16 protein-coding genes are annotated in these 17,026 nt (G+C 68.7%); 11 read left to right on the forward strand and 5 right to left on the reverse strand.

Going from position 1 to position 17,026, the window contains the following annotated elements:
* The first annotated feature begins 1 nt into the window (after position 1).
* From KF871_RS01440 to nadE, 6 genes are read left to right on the forward strand one after another with little or no spacing between them, the layout of a single operon-like run.
* The gene (locus KF871_RS01440; RefSeq protein WP_291137225.1) at positions 2-271 is read left to right on the forward strand and encodes an acyl carrier protein; all 270 of its coding nucleotides are present in this window, start codon (positions 2-4) and stop codon (positions 269-271) included.
* Positions 258-1,406, forward strand: a complete 1,149-nt coding sequence (locus KF871_RS01445; RefSeq protein WP_291137228.1) for a hypothetical protein — start codon at positions 258-260, stop codon at positions 1,404-1,406. Before KF871_RS01440 ends, KF871_RS01445 begins: the two co-directional genes overlap by 14 nt.
* Before the next feature lie 27 nt (positions 1,407-1,433).
* The gene (gene asnB, locus KF871_RS01450; RefSeq protein ID WP_291137231.1) at positions 1,434-3,374 is read left to right on the forward strand and encodes an asparagine synthase (glutamine-hydrolyzing); all 1,941 of its coding nucleotides are present in this window, start codon (positions 1,434-1,436) and stop codon (positions 3,372-3,374) included.
* Positions 3,371-4,900 carry a class I adenylate-forming enzyme family protein gene (locus KF871_RS01455; RefSeq protein ID WP_291137233.1) on the forward strand — a complete coding sequence of 510 codons (1,530 nt, stop codon included), beginning with the start codon at positions 3,371-3,373 and terminating at the stop codon, positions 4,898-4,900. The genes asnB and KF871_RS01455 overlap by 4 nt, the downstream gene beginning before the upstream one ends.
* A gap of 55 nt (positions 4,901-4,955) precedes the next feature.
* Positions 4,956-5,213 carry an acyl carrier protein gene (locus tag KF871_RS01460; RefSeq protein ID WP_291137236.1) on the forward strand — a complete coding sequence of 86 codons (258 nt, stop codon included), beginning with the start codon at positions 4,956-4,958 and terminating at the stop codon, positions 5,211-5,213.
* The gene (nadE, locus tag KF871_RS01465; protein ID WP_291137239.1) at positions 5,210-6,184 is read left to right on the forward strand and encodes an NAD(+) synthase; all 975 of its coding nucleotides are present in this window, start codon (positions 5,210-5,212) and stop codon (positions 6,182-6,184) included. Before KF871_RS01460 ends, nadE begins: the two co-directional genes overlap by 4 nt.
* A 25-nt stretch (positions 6,185-6,209) precedes the next feature.
* Here the strand turns inward: nadE and KF871_RS01470 are convergent, their stop codons facing one another.
* A complete protein-coding gene (locus tag KF871_RS01470) occupies positions 6,210-7,136 on the reverse strand; it encodes a LysR family transcriptional regulator (protein ID WP_291137242.1) in 927 nt (308 codons plus the stop codon).
* 123 nt (positions 7,137-7,259) lie between these two features.
* Between KF871_RS01470 and KF871_RS01475 the strand changes: the two genes are divergently transcribed.
* Together KF871_RS01475 and KF871_RS01480 are read left to right on the forward strand one after the other, a co-directional pair.
* Positions 7,260-7,901, forward strand: a complete 642-nt coding sequence (locus KF871_RS01475) for a glutathione S-transferase family protein (RefSeq protein ID WP_291137245.1) — start codon at positions 7,260-7,262, stop codon at positions 7,899-7,901.
* Between the two features lie 13 nt (positions 7,902-7,914).
* Entirely contained in the window at positions 7,915-8,892 is a 978-nt protein-coding gene (locus KF871_RS01480; protein WP_291137248.1) for a pyridoxamine 5'-phosphate oxidase family protein, read from the forward strand.
* Here the strand turns inward: KF871_RS01480 and KF871_RS01485 are convergent.
* The 3 genes from KF871_RS01485 to KF871_RS01495 form a co-directional block, all read right to left on the reverse strand.
* Positions 8,852-9,940, reverse strand: coding sequence for a PA0069 family radical SAM protein (locus KF871_RS01485; protein WP_291137251.1), 1,089 nt, complete (start codon positions 9,938-9,940; stop codon positions 8,852-8,854). The two genes, KF871_RS01480 and KF871_RS01485, sit on opposite strands and share 41 nt — an antisense overlap.
* 92 nt (positions 9,941-10,032) lie before the next feature.
* Positions 10,033-11,331 (reverse strand): glycerate kinase, encoded by a 1,299-nt coding sequence (locus tag KF871_RS01490; RefSeq protein ID WP_291137253.1) that lies wholly within the window; start codon positions 11,329-11,331, stop codon positions 10,033-10,035.
* Positions 11,331-12,143 (reverse strand): hydroxypyruvate isomerase family protein, encoded by an 813-nt coding sequence (locus KF871_RS01495; RefSeq protein ID WP_291137256.1) that lies wholly within the window; start codon positions 12,141-12,143, stop codon positions 11,331-11,333. The genes KF871_RS01490 and KF871_RS01495 overlap by 1 nt, the downstream gene beginning before the upstream one ends.
* Positions 12,144-12,177: 34 nt before the next feature.
* On the opposite strand from KF871_RS01495, the gene KF871_RS01500 reads away from it, so the two are divergent.
* On the forward strand, positions 12,178-13,620 hold the full coding sequence (locus KF871_RS01500) for an 8-oxoguanine deaminase (protein WP_291137259.1): 1,443 nt from the start codon (positions 12,178-12,180) through the stop codon (positions 13,618-13,620).
* A gap of 70 nt (positions 13,621-13,690) precedes the next feature.
* On the opposite strand, the gene KF871_RS01505 is transcribed toward KF871_RS01500, so the two are convergent.
* On the reverse strand, positions 13,691-14,383 hold the full coding sequence (locus KF871_RS01505; RefSeq protein WP_291137401.1) for an alpha/beta hydrolase: 693 nt from the start codon (positions 14,381-14,383) through the stop codon (positions 13,691-13,693).
* A 40-nt stretch (positions 14,384-14,423) separates the two neighbouring features.
* Between KF871_RS01505 and KF871_RS01510 the strand changes: the two genes are divergently transcribed.
* Positions 14,424-15,221, forward strand: coding sequence for a hydratase (locus KF871_RS01510; RefSeq protein ID WP_291137262.1), 798 nt, complete (start codon positions 14,424-14,426; stop codon positions 15,219-15,221).
* A gap of 96 nt (positions 15,222-15,317) precedes the next feature.
* Complete coding sequence (locus KF871_RS01515) at positions 15,318-17,009, forward strand: AMP-binding protein (protein WP_291137265.1); 1,692 nt, start codon at positions 15,318-15,320, stop codon at positions 17,007-17,009.
* Positions 17,010-17,026: the final 17 nt, after the last annotated feature.

Consider the following 17,026-nt stretch of genomic DNA (forward strand, 5'->3'; position numbering starts at 1 on the left):
CATGAGCAACCCGCCCAAGACGACCATTTCGACCGACGACGCGATGGCCATGATGGCCCAGTGTTTCAACGTGGCAACGTCGACACTGCACCCGGCGCTGGAACGCGAGGCGATCCCGGACTGGGATTCCATGGGTGCGCTGATGTTGATTGCCGAACTGGACGAGCGCTTCGGCATCGAGCTCACCGCAGACGTTTCGCGCGAGATGAAGCGCATCGGCGATGTGCTGGATTTCCTGCGAGCGCATGGGGCGCTGCGTGACACAGCCTGAGACCGACCCGGCCCCACCCGCGCGAGTACCCGGGTTGGCGGCGCTGGGTCGCCTTGTTGCGCGCAGTCTGGGCATCGACGTATCGACGCTCGAAGCAAGTCTTCAGCCCGTGACCCTGGATGAGCTGCCCGACGTCACCGAGTTTCGGCGCACCCACCTGAGCCTGAGCGACGCCTGGGACGACCCAGGCTATCTGCAATGGCGCTATCGCCTCGGCCGCGACCAGGGCGGCTTTGGTGAGTTGTGGCGCGTTCGAAGCCAGGGGCGCCTGCTCGCCATCCTCGGCCTGGAACAGATGGAGATCATGTTGCAGGGCGAGGTCACGCAGGGCGCGCAGGTGATGGACCTGCTGGTGCATCCCGATGCGCAGGAGTCCGGCCTCGGCGTCTGGATCAATCAGGCCCTGCTCGCGCGCCAGGCGTTCACCCTGGCCGTGGGCGCCAACCAGAATTCGGCCGGAATTGTGCGTCGGCTGTTTCTCCCGTTGGCGCCGCGGCTCACGCTCACCCACCTGCTGGACCTGCGCCCGTTCGTGGAGCGTCGCTGGCCCCGACTGGCGCGGCTGCCTCTGGCGACGAGGCTCGCCAACGTGGGACTGGCGTGTTGGCGGTGGACCCTGCTGCGTCAGGGCGACCGCAACATTGCGCTGCACACGGTGACGCGGCTCGATTCACTGCCTGCAGAGGGCGGACACGGGCCGAACACTGTGCAGCGCCGCCATTCGGCTGACTACCTGCAACGACGCCTGTTCAACAATCCGCGCCGGGCGCTCTCGGTGCGCCTGGCCTCACGTGGCGAAGCCGTGATCGGTCTGATCGCCTGGGCGGTGGAGCACGACGACCTGGGTCGCCCCGAACTGCACATCGTCCACTGGCAACACGACCAGCCCGACACCTTCATCGCGCTGTTGCAGGACGCAGTGCGGCAGGCCAACGCACTTCGCTGCACCTGCGTGCGCGTGCTCCTGCAAGACCAGGCGACACAGGACGCCGCCCTGCGCGTGGGCTTTCTGCACGCAAGACACGACCCGGGCCGCCCGTGCGGGGTTCAAGCCAGCGATGCCGATCTGGCGCAACGCCTGGCCCGCGCAACCTGGTCACTGACCGATCTGACCGATGACAGCGATGGCTACTGAGACCCGCCACAGTGGCGCTGACTGACCATGTGTGGCATTGCCGGTCTCTTCAACCCCGACCAGACGCCCGACACAGGTGATCTGCGCGCCATGATCCGGGCCATCGCCCACCGCGGGCCCGATGGACAGGGCGTGTTCGTGTCGGGACCGGTAGGGCTTGCCCACGCCAGGCTTGCCATCATCGATCCGCAAGGGGGTGCACAGCCCATGGCCAGCGCCGATGGCCAGGTACACCTCGTTTTCAACGGCGAGATCTTCAACTACCTGGAACTGCGCGAGACCTTGCGGGGGATGGGCCACCGCTTCGTCACCGAATCCGACACAGAGGTCTTGCTGCACGCCTACCTGGCCTGGGGAGACGCGTTCCTCACCCGACTCAATGGCCAGTTCGCGATCGGCTTGTGGGACGCGCGCCGACAACGGCTGCTGCTGGCACGCGACGGTGTCGGCATCCGGCCACTGTTCTGGACGCGCATGGGGCGCCGACTGGCCTTCGCATCGGAAGCCAAAGCCCTGTTCGCCCTGCCAGAGGTGCCCCGCCGGCTCGATGCGGCCGGCCTGGCGGGCACCTTTGGATGGTGGGCACCGGTGGCCCCGACCTCTGCCTTTGAGGGCATCCAGGTGCTCCCTCCCGGCCATTGCCTGGTCGTCGACGCGCAGGGCGAATCGCTGCAACGCTGGTGGGACTGGTCGTTTCCGGACGTCGACCCCTTTGCCCCGGTCGATGAAGACGCGCTGGCCGACGAGTTGCACGCCTTGCTGGTCGATGCCGTTCGACTGCAACTGCGCGCCGATGTGCCGGTTGGCGCCTACCTGAGCGGCGGCCTGGACTCCTCGATCATCACGACGGTCATTCGCCGCCACACCCAGACCCCGCTGCGCAGCTTCTCGCTGCGCTTCGACGATGCCGAATTCGACGAGGGCAGCGAGCAGCAGGCCATGGTGGACCACCTAGGCACCACCCATTCCTCGATTGGTTGCAGCCGTCAGGACATCGCCGACGCCTTCGCGCGCACGGTCTGGCACGCCGAAACACCCCTGGTGCGCACCGCGCCGGCGCCCATGCTGCGGCTGGCCGACAGCGTGAGGGCCGCCGGCTACAAGGTCGTGCTCACCGGCGAAGGCGCCGACGAGGTGTTTGGCGGCTACGACCTGTTCAAGGAAGCACACATCCGGCGCTTTGTGGCGCGACAGCCCACATCGTCGCGACGCCGTCGTGCGGTTGAGCGGCTGTACCCCTGGATGAGCACATCGCCCACCGGGGCCAATGCCCTGTCGCAACACGTCTTCACGCACAGCAGCGTGCCCGCCGACGACCCCTGCTTTGCGCACCAGACGAGGCTGACCAGCACCCGCCGCGTTCAAGGCTTCTTCACGCGCGAATGGCAGGCCGCAATGGCACAGCACGACCCGGCCGCGCAGTGGCGACAGCAGGTGCCAGCCGGCTTCGGGCAATGGCAAGCCTTGCAGCGCGACCAGTACGTCGAAGCGCACACCCTGATGAGCGGGTATTTGCTGGCTGCCCAAGGCGACCGGATGGCCATGGCGGCCTCGATCGAAGGGCGCTACCCCTACCTCGACCCACGCGTGCTGGCATTTGCCGCCCGGCTGCCCGTGCGTCTGAAGTTGCGCGGCCTGCGCGAAAAGCTGTTGCTGCGCAAAGCCTTCGCGCACGAATTGCCGGCGCACATCGGCCAACGCGTCAAACAACCCTACCGCTCGCCCGACAGCGCCAGCTTCTTTGCAGAGGGCAAGGCGCTGCCATGGGTGGCCGATCTGCTGAGCGAGGGCAGCCTGCGCGAGGCCTCGCTGTTCGATCCGGTCGCTGTGTCACGTCTGTCCGCCAAATGTGCCGCGGGCCGCGCCATCGGTTTCGCCGACAACATGGCCTTCGTTGGCGTGCTGTCCACCATGCTGCTGCACCGGCAGTTCGTGAGCGCAGATCTGCCGGCACCGGAGTTGGCATGAACGGCACGCAAACCAACGGCCCCCTGATGCACAGCGCGTTCGAGGCCCTCGCCCTGACGCAGCCTGACAAGACCGCGCTGGTAGCGGGCGAGCGCCAGGTGAGCTACGGTGCCTTGGCCCGCCTGGCGCAGGGCATGGCCGACAGCCTGCGCGAAGCCGGTATTGCCCCGGGCGACAGGGTGGTGGTGTTGCTCGACGGTGGCATCGACTACGTGGCCGCTCTCTACGGCGTGCTCGCCCTGGGCGCGGTGGCCGTGCCGTTGGGTCCGCAGACGCGCGCGGCGAAGCTCTCGCATGTCTTGAGCGACACGGGCGCGCGCGCGCTGCTCACCCAGGCCACGCTGGCCAACGTCTGGGCAGGGGCGCTGCCCGAGCAGGGAACGCCACCCATGGTCTGGTGCCTGGGCGAGACTCCCGCACCGGCAAGACCCTGGCCCGCACCGGCCCACACGTTCCAGGGTTTTGACTCGCCGCGCAGCCCCGATGAACTGGCGGTGCTCATCTACACCTCCGGCACCACCGGCAACCCCAAAGGCGTGATGCTGACCCACGCCAACATGCTCGCAGCGTGGCGCGTTGCCCAGTCTTACCTGCAGTTTCGCGACGACGACGTGATCGGCTTGGCCTTGCCGCCCAGCTTCAGCTACGGGCTCTATCACATCGTCATGGGCCTGGGCCTGGGCGCCACAGTGGTGCTGGAAAACACGGCCGCCTTTCCCGTGCGACTGCTGCAGCGACTGGCATCCCAGCGCGTGACCGTGTTCCCCGCGGTACCCATGCTCTGGGCCAGTCTGCTGGCGCAGGACATGGCAGCCCACGACCTGTCGGCGCTGCGCCTGATCACCAATGCCGGCGCCGCCTTGCCACCGGCCCACGCACTAATGCTTCAGCAACGACTGCCGGGCGCACGCCTGTTGCTGATGTACGGCCTGACCGAATGCATGCGCGCGAGCTACCTGCCCCACGATGAGTTGGCGCGCCGCCCCGACAGCGTCGGTCGGGGCCTGCCCTTTCAAGAACACTGGCTGCAGGACGAGCACGGCCAGCGACTGCCACCCGGCAGCACGGGCGAGCTGGTGGTGCAAGGGGCGCACGTGAGCGTGGGCTACTGGAACGCACCGGCCGCGACCGCCGGGCGCATCGGCGCCGGCCCCGACGGCACACGCATCCTGCGCACGGGCGACGTTTTTCGCAGCGACGAAGAGGGCTGGCTGTATTGCGTGGGGCGGGTCGACGACATCTTCAAGTCCCGCGGCGAAAAGGTCAGTCCCCAGGAGGTCGAGCACGCCATCTGCGAGTTGCCGGCCGTGCTCGAAGCCGCCGTCACCAGCATGCCCGACGAGCGTCTGGGCCTGGCCGTGCGCGCCTTCGTGCAATTGCGCCCTGGCGCTGCACTCAGCGAGCGCGAGGTCATCCGCCATTGCCAGGCACGACTGGAGAGCTGGCTGGTTCCCAGGCTGGTCAGCTTCGTGACCGAGCTGCCCCGTACCGAGTCGGGCAAGCTGCGCCGCCGGGACCTGGCCTGACCTTCACCGTCTTCCTCTCACCACTTTCTCACCACTTGTTCACCACAGGCCGACCATGAACACCATCCGACAAGACGTCCGACGCTACATCGAAGAGAACCTGCTGCTTGGCGCGGGCGCCCGTCTGCCAGAAGACGCCGACTCCTTTCTCGAATACCAGATCCTCGACTCCACCGGCTTCCTGGAGCTGGTGGCTCACCTCGAGGAGACCTACGGCATCAAGGTCGGCGACGACGAAATGGTGCCCGAGAACCTCGACTCGCTCGCCGCCATCGAGGCCTTCGTGCTGCGCAAGCAAGAGGCCGCGCAATGAGCCATCAAGCCCTGGGGCCAGCGTGCCTGAGCATCGACTACGAGACCGAACTGCAACGCATCGCGGCCTGGATGCCACAGGTGTTGACGCAGAAGCTGCGCCGCCGTGGGCTCGTGGTGGCCATCAGCGGCGGCATCGACAGCTCGGTGTGCGCCGCACTGGCCGTGCACGCCCTGGGCCCGAAGCGCGTGTTCGGCCTGCTCATGCCCGAGCGCGACTCCAGCGGCACCAGCACGGCGCGCGGGCGGCTGCTGGCGCAGCACCTGGGCATCGAGCACACGGTGCACGACATTGCACCGGCGCTGGAGGCCCTGGGTTGCTACACCCAGCGCGACGAGGCCATTCGGCGTGTGGTGCCCGCGTATGGCGAAGGCTGGAAGAACAAGATCGTGATCGCCGGCGGCGTTGATGGCGGCATCAACTACTTCAAGCTGGTGGTGCGCTCACCCGACGGTGAACAGCAAAGCGTTCGCCTGCCGCTGCGCGAGTACCTGCAGATCGTCGCCGCCACCAACTTCAAGCAGCGCGTGCGCAAGACCCTGGACTATTTCCACGCCGACCGTTTGAACTACGCCGTGGTGGGCACGCCCAACCGGCTCGAGTACGACCAGGGTTTCTTCGTGAAGAACGGTGACGGCGCCGCCGACATCAAGCCGATCGCCCACCTCTACAAGACACAGGTCTATGCGATGGCGCGTCACATGGCATTGCCCGACGAGATCTGCAACGCCGTGCCGACCACCGACACCTACTCGCTTCCACAGGGTCAGGACGAGTTCTACTTTGCGCTGCCCTACGCACAGATGGACCTCGCGCTGTGGGCACTGAACCACCAGCGCAGCGCCGACGAACTGGCAACGGCGCTGGGCATCACCGCGGCGCAGGCAGCACGGGTCTTCGACGACATCCGTGCCAAGCGCCGCGCCACCGAGTACCTGGCCGGTGCGGCCGAGCTGATGCCCGACGCCTGAGGGCGCGCCCCGAGCCAAAACACGGTCAGAGCGCGCGCACTGTCCAGGTGTCGTTGAGCACAGGCAAGTCGCGCAGCTTGGCCACCGCCATGTCGACGAACAGGCGCACCTTGGCAGCGGCTTTGCGGCCTGCCGGGTAGACCAGTTGCACCGGGATGGGCGGCGGCTCGTGATCGACCATCACCAGCCGCAAGCGGCCCGCCATCACGTCGTCGGCAACCTGGTAGGACAGGGCCCGGGTGAGGCCACGTCCGGCCACCGCGGCGGCGATGGCCATTTCGCCGGTGTTGGCCACCAACGGTGTCTGCACCTCGACCGCCGCACGCTCGCCATCCGGAAACAGCGCCCAGGGCGCGCTGGCCGCGCCCATGGGCGTGAACCCGATGCCCACGTGTCCGGCCAGATCAGCCAGGCTACGCGGCTCGCCGTTCGCGGCCAGGTACTCGGGCGAGGCCACCATCACGCGCCGCACCGTGCCCACGCGCACCGCCGTCAGGCCGGAGTCGGGCAGGTGCGCAATGCGCACCGCCACGTCGTAACCCTCGTCAACGAGGTGCACGATGCGATCGACGAACAGGGTGCGCACCTGCACCTTGGCGTGGCTGGCCAGAAAGGCCAGCACCAGCGGCGTGATGTGCAAGCGCCCGAACATCGACGAGGCGGTGACCGACAGCAGCCCCTGGGGTTCGCGAAAGGAGCCGCCGGCCACGGCCTCGGCCTCGTCGAGCTCGGCGAGCAGGCGACGGCAATCGGCCAGAAAGCGCTCGCCCACGTCGGTGAATCGCACCCGGCGCGTGGTGCGCACCAGCAGTTGCGCGCCGATGCGCGCCTCGAGCTGGTCCACCGCCCGCGTGACGGCCGGCGCCGAGTGGCCCAGGCGGCGGGCCGCGCCGGCCAGGTTGCCGGCGTCGGCGACAGCCACCAGCACGCGCATGTGATCGATTCGGTCCATGGTTCTTGCATTCTGTGGAATGCACAAATGTGAATGGCGGGGATTCTGTTCGTGCCGCGGAATTTCTACAGTGCACCCCACCCATGAACCACCCCGACGATGGGGTTTCGCACCGGAGCCGACATGCCACCTCTCGCCACACCCCGCCCCGCACAGCCTCTGCGTCTGCACCGTTTTGCCCTGTCGGGCCACGCCCACCGTGTTGAACTGATGCTCAACCTGCTCGACCTGCCGTACGAATGCGTGGACGTGGACCTGACGCAGGGCGCACACCTGCAGCCCGCATTCCTGCAGCTCAACCCCTTCGCCCAGGTGCCGGTGCTCGAAGACGGCGAGACCGTGCTGCCCGACAGCAACGCCATCCTGCTCTACTTGGTCGAGCGCTACGACCCCGAGGGCCCGTGGTGGCCGAGCGACGTGCAGCAACGCGCGCAGGTGCAGCGTTGGTTCAGCGTCGCCGCCGGCCCCCTGGCCAGCGGCCCCGCGGCCGCCCGCATTGCCCGCCTGTTCGGTCGCCCCGACGACCCGCGCGCCCACGAGATCGCCGCGCTGCTGCTGCAACGCATGCAGGCCCATCTGAGCCAGCGCGACTGGCTGGTGGGCGACGGTCCGACGCTGGCCGATGTGTCGCTGTACACCTACACCGCACACGCGCCCGAAGGGGGCGTGTCGCTCGCGCCTTACCCGGCGGTGCGCGACTGGCTGGCCCGCGTCGAGCGGCTGCCCCGCTTCGTACCCATGGCGCGCAAAGCGGCGTCGGCCTGACAGCGGCGGCAGCATGGCCATCCCCACCTTTCACAGCGGCGAGCGCAGCCTGCAACAGCGCGTGGGTGTCGAAGAGCGGCTGGCCGCCATCGGGCCACAGGTGGTGCGCGACCACATGCCCGATCAGCACCGCGAGCTGTTCGGCAAGCTGCCCACCCTGATCGTGGGCAGCCTGGACGAACGCGGTCAGGCCTGGGCGTCGATGCTGGTCGGCGCGCCGGGGTTTCTGCAGACGCCCGATGCCTGGCACATGCGCGTGCAAGCCAGCGTGTCCGCCGACGACCCCCTGGCGGGCGCGCTGCGGGTCGGCGCGCCGCTCGGCCTGCTGGGCATCGAGCCACACACGCGCCGACGCAACCGCATGAACGGGCAGGTGAGCGCCGTCGAAGACCACGGTTTCAGCCTGCGCGTGGTGCAGAGCTTCGGCAATTGCCCAAAGTACATCCAGGCGCGCTCACCAGACTGGGTGGACCGCACGCCACTGCCCGCACACACACTGGGCAGCACCCTCGCGGGTGAAGCGCGTGAGCTGTTGGCGCGCGCCGACACGGTGTTCATCGCCAGCGCGGCACCGGGCGCCGGCATGGCAGGCACCACGCCCGACCAGGGTGTGGACGTGTCGCACCGGGGTGGTCCACCCGGCTTTTTGCGCCTGCGCGACGACGCAGAGGGCACCACGATCACCCTGCCGGACTACCGGGGCAACTTCTTCTTCAACACGCTGGGCAATCTGCTGGAGCGGCCCGAGGCGGGCCTGCTGTGTGTGGACCCGGACAGCGGCGACGTGCTGCAGATCGCTGTCAGCGCGCGGCTCGACTGGGACGCCGACCTGAGCGACTGGCCTGGCGCAGAGCGCTTGATCCACCTGCGTGTGCGCCAGCACCTGTGGCGCCCTCAGGCGGTGCCGCTGCGCTGGTCGGCGCCCGAGCCGGCGCCGCAGTTCGCCGGCTTCAAAACAGCTGTGCCTGGGCCGACAGTGCCTGCGGGTTGAAGCGGCTGTTGTCCATGGTGCGTCGGGTGGTTTCGTAGCCCAGGCGGGCGCAGGCCTTGGTGAATCGCTGTCGCAGCAGGTCGGCCCAGGGGCCGGTGCCTTTCATGCGGGTACCGAAGTCGCTGTCGTAGTCGCGCCCACCGCGCATGTCCTGGATGCGGGCCATCACCCGGCCGGCGCGGTCCGGGCAATGCTGCATGAGCCACTGCCGGAACATTGGCGCCAGCTCCCAGGGCAGGCGGATCACCTGGTAGAAGGCGCGCGTGGCGCCGGCTTCGCGCGCGGCCTCGAGCACCTGCTCCATGTCTTCATTCAGAAATGGGATCTGCGGCGACACACTCACGCCCACGGGCACACCCGCCTCGGCCAGCGCGCGGATGGTGCGCAGGCGCCGGTGGGGTGCCGCCGCCCGGGGTTCGAGCACGCGCGCCAGCCTGGCGTCCAGCGTGGTGACCGTGACGTACACCGCCGCCAGCCCTTGGGCGCCCATGGGCGCCAGCAGATCGATGTCGCGCTCCACACCACTGCCTTTGGTGACGATGGCCAGCGGGTGCTGGGCGCGGGCCAGCACCGCGATGCAGTCGCGCGTGAGTTTGAGCTCGCGCTCGATGGGTTGGTAGGCGTCGGTCACGGTGCCGATGGCGATGTGCTCGGGCACATAGCCCGGGCGCTGCAGCTCGCGGGCCAGCACCTCCGCCAGACCACGTTTGGCCACCAGGCGGGTCTCGAAATCGAGCCCGGGTGAGAGGTTGAGGTAGCTGTGGCTGGGCCGCGCATAGCAGTAAACGCAGCCGTGCTCGCACCCTCGGTACGGGTTGAGCCCGTGCAGAAAGCCGATGTCGGGTGAGGCGTTGGTGGTGATGGCGCTTCTGGGGTCTTCCCAGCTGACTGTGGTGGCCGGCGCCGGGTGTTCGTCGGCCTGCCCCGCGTCGAGCGTGCCCCAGCCGTCATCGAAGGCCTTGCGCTCGGTCGACTCGAAGCGATGGGGCTGGCGAAAGGAAACGCCGCGCCCCTTGAGGGCCGCGACGGGAATGAGGGTGTCGGTCATGTGAGGCGCCGATTACTGTATGGATGTACAGCATAGCGGCAGCCATCCTCGGCGGCGACCCCGCCCGTCGCCCTCCCCCCAAAGGCGGGCGCTCAGACGATCAGCAGCGCCCGGAAGTCGTTGACGTTGGTGTGCGTGGGCCCGGTTACCACCAGATCGCCAATGGCCGAGAAGTAGCCATAGGCGTCGTTGCGCTCAAGGTGATCGCCCGCCTTCAGGCCCAGCGCAGCGGCGCGCGCCAGTGTGTCGGGTGTGACCACGGCGCCGGCGTTGTCTTCCACGCCATCGATGCCGTCGGTGTCGGCCGCCAGCGCCCACACCCGCGGCTGGCCGCCTAGCGCCTGTGCCAGGCCCAGGCAGAACTCGCCCGCACGACCACCGCGGCCCCTGGGTGCGTCCTCGGGCCGGGGTTTGACGGTCACGGTGGTCTCGCCGCCACTGAGCAACACGCAGGGCGCAATGAAGGTGCTGCGCCCCAGGGCCACCGATCGCGCCAACGCCGCGTGGACCTTGCCCACCTCGCGCGATTCGCCCTCGATCTCGTCGCTGAGGATGTGCGCCGTGAGGCCCAGCGTGCGGGCCGCTTCGGCGGCCGCCTCCAGGCTTTGCTGCGGCGTGGCGATGAGGTGGGTCTGGTGACCCGCCAGACGCGCATCGCCGGGTTTGGGGGTTTCAAGTTCGCCACGCTCGAGCGACGCGCGCACCGAGGCAGGCACGGCAATGCGGTAGCGGTCCAGGATGGCCAGCGCATCGGCACAGCTGCTGACGTCGGCCACGGTGGGGCCACTGGCGATCACGCTCACGTCGTCGCCAGGCACGTCGCTGATGGTGAGTGTGACCACCTGGGCCGGCGCGCAGGCCGCGGCCAGGCGACCGCCCTTGATGCGCGAGAGGTGCTTGCGCACGGTGTTCATCTCGCCGATGTGTGCGCCACTGAGCAACAGCTCGCGGTTGATGCGCTGCTTGTCTTCGAGCGTGAGGCCCTCGGCCGGCAAGGTCAGCAATGCAGACCCGCCGCCCGAGATCAGGCACAGCACGAGATCGTCCGCGCCCAAACCTTGCACGAGCCCGAGGATGCGCTGTGCTGCGGCCAGCCCCGCCGCATCGGGCACCGGGTGCGCGGCCTCCACCACCTCGATGCGCTCGGGCAGGCCCGCAGCCCGAGGCGGCGTGTGGTGATAGCGCGTCACCACCAGGCCCGACAAAGGCGCGTCAGCGGGCCACAGGGCTTCGACGGCCTGCGCCATCGCGCCACCCGCTTTGCCGGCACCAATGACCACGGTGCGCCCCTTGGGTGGCGGTGGCAGAAACGTCGCCGTGTTGTGCAACGGCAGGGCGCGGCGCACCGCAGCGTCGTACAGGTGGCGCAGCAGCGCGCGCGGATCGTTCATCACAGGCGGCCCCCGTCCGGGCGGCGCCCGTGCGCGCCCAGCCAGCGCAGCCCGGTCTCGGTGCCGCGGGGGCCTTTGTCGAAGGGGAAGTATTCCAGGCCCACCCAGCCGCCGTAACCGCTCGATTCAATGGCGTCGAACACCACCCGCCAGTTCACCTCGCCCGTGCCCGGTTCGCCCCGACCGGGGTTATCGGCGATCTGGATATGCCCGATGCGCGGCAGCAGCGCGCGCAAGGTACCGATGAGCTCGCCCTGGGTGCGCTGCGCGTGGTACAGGTCGTACTGCAATTTGAGGTGCGAGGCACCCACTGCGCTGAAAAGCACCAGCGCCTCGTTGATGGAGGCAATGCTGTAGCCCGGCACGTCGCGCGCATTGAGCGGCTCGAGCATCAGCACCAGGTCTTCGCGCGCGGTGCGCTCGGCCGCGTGGCGCAGGTTGGCCACCAGCGTGGCGTGCGCCTGCTCGCGCGGGATGCCGCTTGGCCATAAGCCGGTCATGGCGTGCAGCCGTGGCACGCCCAGCGCCTTGGCGTAGGTGATGGCTTGTTCAAGCCCGGCGCGGAAATCGTCAGTACGGCGCGGGTCGCAGGCAGTGCCGCGATCACCGGCCGCCCAGTCGCCCGGTGGCAGGTTGTGCAACTGCAGCGTGAGCTGGTTGTCCTGCAAGGCGCGCGCGATGTCGTCGGGCGACTCGGCGTAGGGGAACTGCAGTTCAACCGCCTTGAAGCCGGCCTCGCGCGCCGCGGCAAAGCGCTGCAACAAGGGGCGATCGGTGAACAGGGTGCTGAGGTTGGCACAGAATCGGAGCATCCCGGCATTGTCCACGCCCCGACCTCACTTTCGCATGGCCACCCTGCTGATCCACCGCGCCCGCTGCATCGCCACCTTCGACCACGACGACCCCACCCGGTGCACCGAGTGGACCGACGCCAGCCTGTTCGCGCGCGACGGCGTGATCGAATGGCTGGGACCATCGGCGCAGTTGCCGCCCGGGCTGCAGGCGGCCGACGAGGTCATTCACGCGCAACACCTGCTGGTGGTGCCCGGCCTGGTGAACACCCACCACCACATGTTCCAGAGCCTCACGCGCGCCATTCCCGGTGTGCAGGACGCGGAGCTCTTCACCTGGCTGCGTGGCCTCTACCCGATCTGGCAGCGCCTGACCCCCGACATGATTCGCGTGTCCACCCAGCTGGCCATGGCCGAGTTGCTGCTGTCGGGCTGCACCACCTCAAGCGACCACCTCTACCTGTTTCCCAATGGCGCGCGCCTGGACGACAGCATCGAGGCCGCGCAAACCATGGGCATGCGCTTTGTGGCCACGCGCGGCAGCATGAGCGTGGGCGAGAGCCAGGGCGGCCTGCCACCCGATGCGCTGGTCGAGAACGAGGCGCACATCCTCAAAGACAGCCAGCGCCTCATCGAGACCTGGCATGGCCCGGCGCACGGCGCCATGCTGCAGATCGCGCTGGCCCCGTGTTCGCCCTTTTCGGTCAGCCCCGAGCTGATGCGCGAGAGCGCGGCGCTGGCGCGCTCGTTCAAGGGCCAGAGCGTGCGGCTGCACACGCACCTGGCCGAAAACGACCACGACCTGGCCTACAGCCGCGAGAAGTTCCAGCGCACGCCCACGCAATACGCGCAAGACCTGGGCTGGCTCGGCGACGACGTCTGGCACGCCCACTGCGTGAAGCTCGACGACGAGGGCATCTCGCTCTTCGCAGCCACCCGCACCGGCGTGGCGCATTGCCCCTGCAGCAACATGCGCCTGGCCTCGGGCATTGCGCCGGTGCGCCGCATGCGCAACGCCGGTGTGCCGGTGGGCCTGGGGGTGGACGGCAGCGCCAGCAACGACGCCGCACACCTGGTGAACGAAGCCCGTCAGGCCCTGCTGCTGGCGCGCGTGGGCCGCGCCATGCAGCCTCCCGAGCAGCGCGGGGGCAAGACCTTCTTCGGCTGCGACCTCGGGCCTGCCGAGATGACCGCGCGCGACGCGCTGTGGCTGGCCACGCGCGGCGGCGCGCAGGTGCTGGGTCGGCGCGACATCGGCGCGCTCGAAGTCGGCCGCTGTGCCGATCTGGCGCTGTTCGACCTCGACTCCCTCGCCATGGCCGGCGGCGCCGTGCACGACCCGCTGGCCGCGCTGCTGCTGTGTGCCAGCCCGAGCGCACAGCACGTGGTGGTGCACGGCCGGGTGCTGGTGCGCGACGGACAGCTCACCATGCTCGACAGCACGCAGTTGGTGGCGCAGCACAACGCCAGCGCACGCGCCCTGATGGCGGGCGCTTGAGCAACGGTGGCCGAGCGTCGAACCCGCAAGGGGCGAAGTCCGAGGGCATACGGGCGCCGCGAGTGCTCGCTCAGGCGAGCACGCTCAACAGCCAGCGGTTGATGTCGGCCACTTCCTCGGGGCTGACGCTGTGCCCCATGGAATAGTCGTGCCACTCGACCGGATGACCCAGCGCCAGCAAGGCGTCGCGCGCGGCCTCACCGCGCGCCGGCACCACGATGTCGTCTTCTCGCCCATGCCCCATGAACACCGGCAAGCCGTAGCTGGCTTCGCTGCGCTCGGCCGGCATCGTATCGGCCAGTGGCAGGTAACCCGACAGCGCCACCAGCCCCGCCAGACGCACTGGTGAGCGCAGGCCGGTGAGCAGGGTCATCGCACAGCCCTGCGAGAAACCCATCAGCACGATGCGTTCTGCTGACACCCCGCGCGCCACCTCGCGCGCAATCAGTGCCTGCACCTGCTGCTGCGACGCGCGCAGGCCGGCTTCGTCTTCGACGCGCGGCAACGCCGGGTCGGCGCTCGGCGGGAAGATGTCGTACCAGGCGCGCATCGCATAGCCACCATTGATGGTGACCGGGCGCACGGGCGCACTGGGAAATACGAAGCGCAACGGGCCGATCGCCGACAGGTCGAGCATCTGTGCCACCGGCACGAAGTCGTTGCCATCGGCCCCCAGGCCGTGCAACACGATGACGCTGGCCACGGGCACCGCATCGGGTCCGCCACTCACGCCTTCCAACAACTCAAGTTCGGTGTCCTGCATGGGCTGGCAGCATACGCGCGCCTCGACCACAATGCGCCGCATGACCCCTGACCAACTGCTGCAACACGCCGACCAGGGACTGCCCTGGACCGAACGCCAGAGCGACCTGGCCGACTACAGCCTGGACGCCGCCTACCGCGACGCGCTCACGGTGCGCTCACTGCGCATCGCGCGCGGCGAGCGCCCGGTGGGCTTCAAGGTCGGCTTCACCAACCGCGGCATCTGGCCGGTGTACCAGGTGTACGCGCCCATCTGGGGCACCGTCTGGGCGCACAGCGTCGCCTTCTGCGATGGCGAAGGCACGCTCGACCTGCGCAACACCTGCGAGCCGCGCATCGAACCCGAGGCGGTGTTCGGCTTTCGCGCCTCGCCTCCCAACGATCCGACCATGGCGGATCTGTTTGACGCGCTGGAATGGGTGGCCCCGGGTTTCGAGATCGTGCAATCGCACCTGCCCGGCTGGAAGTTCGCCGCGCCCGACACGGTGGCCGACGGCGGGCTGCATGCGCGGCTGCTGGTGGGCGCGCGCCGGTCGGTGCGCGAAATCGCCGACAGCGCGGTCAACCTCGACGCCCAGTTGGCCGGCGCGGGCGTGGTGCTGGCGCGCGACGGCGCCGCGGTGGAGCAGGGTCGGGGCCTCAACGTGCTCGATGGCCCCATGCAGGCGCTGTGGCACTTCGTGAAGGAGCTGCAGCGCTGCCCCGGCGCGCCCAGCCTGCAACCCGGCGATCTGGTCACCACCGGCACCTGGACCGATGCCTGGCCAGTGACGCCTGGCCAGACCTGGCACGCGGCCTTCGATGCGCCGCTGACGCCGCTCACCCTGCGGCTGGAGTGAGCTCTCCAATCGCGCCGCAGCACGGGGAAAACCCACGGTGGTCATTGCGCCGGATTCGGTAGCCTCGGCAGGTTCGAAGCCCAGGAGACCCGCTCAATGACCGCCAAGATCGCCGACGACCTGCTCGCCCTGCAACGCCTGTACCACTGGGAGCGCAGCGCCCCTTCGCGCATTGCGCTCACCCAGCCCATGGGGGGCGGTGCCGTGCAGGACTTCACCTGGGTCCAGGTGGGTGATCAGGTGCGGCGCATGGCGGCCCACCTGAAGGCCCAGGGCTGGGCGCCGGGCAGCAAGGTGGCCATCCTGTCCAAGAACTGCGCCTGGTGGATGATGAGCGACCTGGCGATCTGGATGGCCGGCTACGTGTCGGTGCCGCTGTACCCGACACTGGCGGCCGACACCGTGCGCCAGATCCTGACCCACAGCGAGGCCAGGGCCCTGTTCGTGGGCAAGCTCGACGGCTGGGAGGGCATGAAGCCCGGCGTGCCGGAGGGCCTGCCCTGCATCAGCTACCCGCTGTCGCCCGTCGACGCGATTCAGGCCTACGACGGCTGGGACGCGATCTGCGCACGCACCGAGCCACTCCAGGGCGAGCCCGTGCGTGCCGAGGACGAGCTGGCAACCCTGATCTACACCTCGGGCACCACCGGCATGCCCAAGGGGGTGATGCACACCTTCGGCAACTTCGCCTGGGCGCTCGACCGCGGCATTCGCCGCATTCCGCTGACGCAGGCCGACCGCATGCTCAGCTACCTGCCGCTGGCGCACGTGGTCGAACGCATGCTGGTCGAGCACGGCTGGTTGCGCACCGGCATGCACGTGTTCTTTGCCGAAGCACTGGACACCTTCGCCGCCGATCTGCAGCGCGCCCGACCCACGGTGTTCTTCTCGGTGCCGCGTCTGTGGGTGAAGTTCCAGCAAGGCATCCACCACAAGATGCCGCCCGCCAAACTCGACCGCCTGCTGGGCATCCCGCTGGTGGGTGGCCTGGTACGCCGCAAGATCCGCAAGGCACTCGGGCTCGATCAGTGCACCTTTGCCGCTGGCGGGGCCGCGCCCATGCCGCCTGCGCTGCTGCAGTGGTACGCAAAGCTGGGCATCCCGATCAACGAGGGCTACGGCATGACCGAAAACCTCGCGCTCTCGCACATCACCGAGCCGGGCAAGAACCAGCAGGGCACGGTGGGCCCGGCCTACGCCGATGTGCAGCACCGCATCGATGCGCAGACCGGTGAAGTGCAGATGCGCAGCCAGGCGCTGATGCTGGGCTACTACAAAGAGCCCGAGAAATCGCGCGAAGCCTTCACCGACGACGGCTGGCTGCGCACCGGCGACAAGGGCGAGATCGACGCGGGTGGGCTGCTGCGCATCACCGGCCGCGTCAAGGACCTGTTCAAGACCGGCAAGGGCAAATACGTCGCGCCCGCGCCCATCGAAGACAAGCTGGTCATGCACGAGGCCGTCGAAGCCTGCGTCGTCACCGGGGCCAACCTGGGACAGCCACTGGGCATCGTGATGCTCAGCCCCGAAGCCAACGCCGGGCTGAACAACGCCGACGCCCGCACCGCGCTGGAGGCATCGCTCGAAGCGCACCGCCGCCAAATCAACGCCACGCTCGACCCCCACGAGCAGATGCAATGCCTGGTGGTGGTCCGCACGCCATGGACGGTGGACAACGACATGATCACGCCCACCTTCAAGGTCAAGCGCAACCGCATCGAAGACGTGTATGCCCGCAGCTACGACACCTGGGAGAACAGCGGCAAGACCGTCATCTGGGCAGACTGACGCTGCCGCTACCATCG

Origin of the sequence: Hydrogenophaga sp. (genome assembly GCF_019635465.1) — a bacterium.
Taxonomy (GTDB): domain Bacteria; phylum Pseudomonadota; class Gammaproteobacteria; order Burkholderiales; family Burkholderiaceae_C; genus Hydrogenophaga.